Origin of the sequence: uncultured Sphingomonas sp. (assembly GCF_946477935.1) — a bacterium.
Lineage (GTDB): Bacteria > Pseudomonadota > Alphaproteobacteria > Sphingomonadales > Sphingomonadaceae > Sphingomonas.
The window spans coordinates 1-4,057 of the sequence record NZ_CAMLAC010000279.1 but is presented as its reverse complement, the minus strand read 5'-3'; the positions used below and the strand labels follow the sequence as shown (position 1 = coordinate 4,057).

Here is a 4,057-nt window from a genome sequence, read left to right as displayed (position 1 = left end):
ATCAGATAGACCGCGCCCGCCGCCAGCGCGCCGCGCCGTCGCACCCCGATCCGGCCGGCCGCCAGATAGATCAGCGCCGCGGTGCCCCATGCGGCGACCAACGCGGCCAGTTGATAGGTGACGATGCCATTGCCCGGCCCGGCGGCAAACAGCGCGTAAAGCAGGAACAGCCCGATCGGCTTGCGATCCCAGATGTCGAGATAGGGCACCGCGCCGTCCAGCATGCGCGCGCCGACCACCAGATAATATTGCTCGTCGACATGGATCACCGGGTTGCCGATGTCCCAGCCGCGCAGCGCGACGGCGGCGAGCAGCAACAGCAGGAGGTCGCGCGCGCGCATCATGGAGACGGGCTCAGTAGAAGCGGCGCAGGGTCAGCGTCCGCGTCTGCCCGTTGCAGTCGGACAGGCGCACCACCGTGCCGGGCGCGCCGACCGACCACCGGGCAAGCGGGCTGGTGGCATAATCCTTCGTGACCGGCCGGCCATCGACCGCGCAGATCAGATCGTCGGTGCGCCAGCCGCCAGCCTGGGCAGGGCTGCCGCGCATGACGTGCAGCACGCGCAGGCGATCGGGCGCGACGCCGACGAGCAGGCCGCTGGTGGAGCGCAGCGGCGGGGTCTGCGCGCCGTCACCCTTCAGCACCATGCGGCCGGCATAGGGATCGAGCAGCACGCGGTAGCGCTGGAGAAAGCCCGACCCAATGCGCCCGGCAACCCCGATCGACTGGCTGAAGCCGCCGGGCGGTTCGATCCGCACCTCCACATCCTGCGCGTCGAGCGTGCCCAGCGTCAGGTGCGGGACGATCGCCAGGTCGTTGACGCTGGCGCCGCCAAGGCCGAAGCCGATCGTGCTGGTGACGGGCAGCGATGCGAGCTTCGCCGCGGTCCAGCCGGCGCGGGTGACGGTGACGGACGAGCCATCGCCGGTATCGACGATGACGGGGGCCAGCCGCGCCGCGCCCAGCCGCAGCGTGCTTTCATAGACGCGCCGCTGGGGGGAAACGGTGAGCGGGGCGACCGCGCCGGCAAAGGGCATCCGGCCGGAGGGGAGCAGGCGGAAGCGCTTGCCCGCATAGTCGATGTCGAGCGCGTGGAGCGCGGTCAGGTCGCGGCCGACGAGCAGGTCGACGGGCTGGGCGTCGCCGGTCGCGATGGCGGGCAGGTCGGCCACGGTGACGCCGCCGCCGGTGCGAACAAGGCCACCCAGCTCGACCCGGCGCGTCGACATCCAGCCGACCGCCACGGCGCCGCCGATCGCGGTCGCACTGCCGCCGCTGCGCAGGCGTTTGGGCACCACCGCGTCGGAACTTCGCGCCAGCACGGTGAAGCTGACGCCGGTGTCCAGGATCGCGGATACCGATCGTCCGTCCAGCGTCATGGTGAAGCGGATCTGGTTGCCGGGCGTCAGCGTGAAGGGCACCCAGCGATTTTCGGTGTCGTCCGACAGCCGCGACACGCCGGGATCGCGCGCGGCCTCCACCACGACGCTGGCTTGCGGGGACGAGGGGGCGGGCGCCTGTTGCGCGGCATGGGTCGCCGCCACCACCAAGGGGGCGATCAGCAGGGGAGCCAGGACCAGCAGGCGGCGCATCGTGCGGCCGCCCCTAGAGCAAGCACAGGCACCGCGCCAGTGGCGCCGCCGTGCCCTTTAGAGACAGGCCTCCAGAAACGCCTGATCGAAGCCGAACTGCTTGGCCTTGTCCAGCGTATAGGGGCGCAGACCCATCGAGCGATATTCGCCGATGATTTTCCCTTCCGCCGACTCGTCCAGATATTCGAACTTGAACAGCTCCTGCGTGACGATCACCGGGCCTTCCATGCCGATAACCTCGGTGATGTTGGTGACCCGGCGGCTGCCGTCGCGCAGGCGCTTTACCTGGATGATCAGGTCGACCGAGTCGGCGATCTGGCGGCTGATCGCCTCCTTGGGCACCTTGATGTCGGACATCATCACCATGTTCTCCATACGCGCCAGTGCCTCGCGCGGGGAGTTGGAGTGGAGCGTACACATCGAACCGTCGTGACCGGTGTTCATCGCGGCGAGCATGTCGAAACACTCGGCGCCGCGGATTTCGCCCAGGATGATGCGGTCCGGGCGCATACGCAGCGCGTTCTTGACGAGATCGCGGATGCTGATCTCTCCCTGGCCCTCCAGGTTGGCGGGCCGGGTTTCCAGCGGCAGCCAGTGCGGCTGTTGCAGGCGAAGCTCGGCGGCGTCCTCGATGGTCAGCACGCGCTCGCCCGGATCGATCATCTTGGACAGGGCGTTCAGCATCGTCGTCTTGCCCGAGCCGGTGCCGCCCGAGATGACGACGTTGAACCGGCTGGCGCCCGCGATCTTCAGCGCGGTCGCCATCTTGGGCGACATGCTGCCGAAGCCCGCCATCATGTCGAGCGTGATCGGCTTGGCGGAGAATTTGCGGATCGAGATGGCGGTGCCGCGCAGACTGAGCGGCGGGACGATGACGTTGACGCGGCTGCCGTCCTTCAACCGGGCGTCGGCGAGCGGCGTGGTCTGGTCAACACGGCGGCCGACCGAGTTGCAGATGCGCTGCGCGATCTGGAACAGATGTTCCTCGTCGCGGAACTGGATGTTGGCGATCTCCAGCTTGCCCTTGCGCTCGACATAGGTCTGCTCGGGACCGTTGACCATGATGTCGGACACGTTGGGATCGGCGAGCAGTTCTTCGAGCGGCCCCAGGCCGAGCAGCTCGTCGACCAGCACCTTTTCCAGCGCGAACTGTTCGCGGCGGTTGAGCGTCAGCTTCAGCTCGGCGAGCACCTCGCCGATGATCGGGCGAAATTCCTCCGCCAGTTCGTCCTTGCCCAGCGTCGCGGCGGCTTCGGGATCGACGCGCTCCAGCAGGCGCGGCAGCACCTGTTCCTTGATCTTGTGGACCGACGCCTCGAACCCCTCGGCACGGCTGCTGCCGGCGTCGCCGCTGGAGGCCTGGCGATCGGCCAGGCGCTGCATCGCATCCATCTGGATGCCGGGCATGGTGCCCGGACCGATCGCGTCGAGATCGCCGCCGGGCAGAGGCGCGGGATCGGGGGCGGCAAAGGCGGACGGGGGCAGGTCCTGCTCGGCGGCCGGCACCACGCGCGCACCGGCCTGCCCGGTATGCATCGGCCGTGCGACGCCAAAGGCCGGCCGTGCGGGCTGACCCGATCCCATTCCACTGCGACGCCCGAACGCGCTCATCCGACACGAATCCCTTGCAAGTGGCATCGGTCCTAAACGGCAAGCTTTACCATATACCTAACCGACGATGCCGCGCTCCGATCCCGCAAGCGGCCGGTATGAAGCGGTTGCCGCCCGGCGCATCCCGGCGATAGGAGGGCGCGATGATGACCCGGCTGGCCCTCGCATTCGTTTTCCTCATCGGCCTGGCCGTGCCGGCGCGGGCCGACGACATCGCGGCGGCGGCGCGCGGCGTGGTGCGGGTGGTGACCATCGCGGTGGTCGACGATCAGGTGGCCGGGTTCGGCCATGGATCGGGCTTTGCGGTCGCGCCCAACCGTATCGTCACCAATGCGCATGTCGTGGAACTGGCCGAGCGCTATCCGGACAATGTGGTGGTCGGCATCGTGCCGTCGGAGGGCAGTAAATCCTATCAGGGCAGGGTCATCGCCTATGACGCGCGGCGCGACCTGGCGCTGATCGAGATCACCGAGGCGCGGCTGCCCCCGGTTGCCCTCTATACCGGGCCGGTGGCGGAGGGGGATGCGGTGATCGCGCTAGGCTATCCCGGCAATGTCGATCTGGCGACCGCGCAGTCGGCGGCGGATTATATCCGGCCGCTGTCGCCGGTCCGCTCGCAGGGTGTGGCATCCGGGCGGCGCAGCCTGACGGGAATCGAGGTTCTGCTCCACACCGCGAGCATCGCGCGCGGCAATTCGGGCGGGCCGCTGCTCGACCCGTGCGGGCGCGTGATCGGCGTCAACTCCGCGCTGACCCGCGCGGACGAAGGCGATTCGACCTTCGGCTTCGCGATCGCCGATACCGAGTTGATGAGTTTCCTGCGCGATGCGCAGCAGCCTTATCTCTCGGCGGG

3 protein-coding genes and 1 pseudogene are annotated in these 4,057 nt (G+C 68.8%); 1 reads left to right on the top strand and 3 read right to left on the bottom strand.

Annotated features, from left to right (window positions below; all coding sequences use genetic code 11):
- The 3 genes and pseudogenes from Q0U08_RS18310 to Q0U08_RS18300 all read right to left on the bottom strand — a co-directional run.
- Positions 1–344, bottom strand: a pseudogene (locus tag Q0U08_RS18310) (hypothetical protein); the annotation flags it as partial.
- Positions 345–354: 10 nt separating this feature from the next.
- Entirely contained in the window at positions 355–1,593 is a 1,239-nt protein-coding gene (locus Q0U08_RS18305; RefSeq protein ID WP_298093115.1) for a hypothetical protein, read from the bottom strand.
- Between the two features lie 57 nt (positions 1,594–1,650).
- Entirely contained in the window at positions 1,651–3,204 is a 1,554-nt protein-coding gene (locus Q0U08_RS18300) for a CpaF family protein (RefSeq protein WP_298093114.1), read from the bottom strand.
- 146 nt (positions 3,205–3,350) lie between these two features.
- Here Q0U08_RS18300 and Q0U08_RS18295 point away from each other — a divergent pair.
- Positions 3,351–4,057: trypsin-like peptidase domain-containing protein (locus tag Q0U08_RS18295; protein WP_298093113.1), on the top strand; the 707-nt coding region annotated here is incomplete at its 3' end.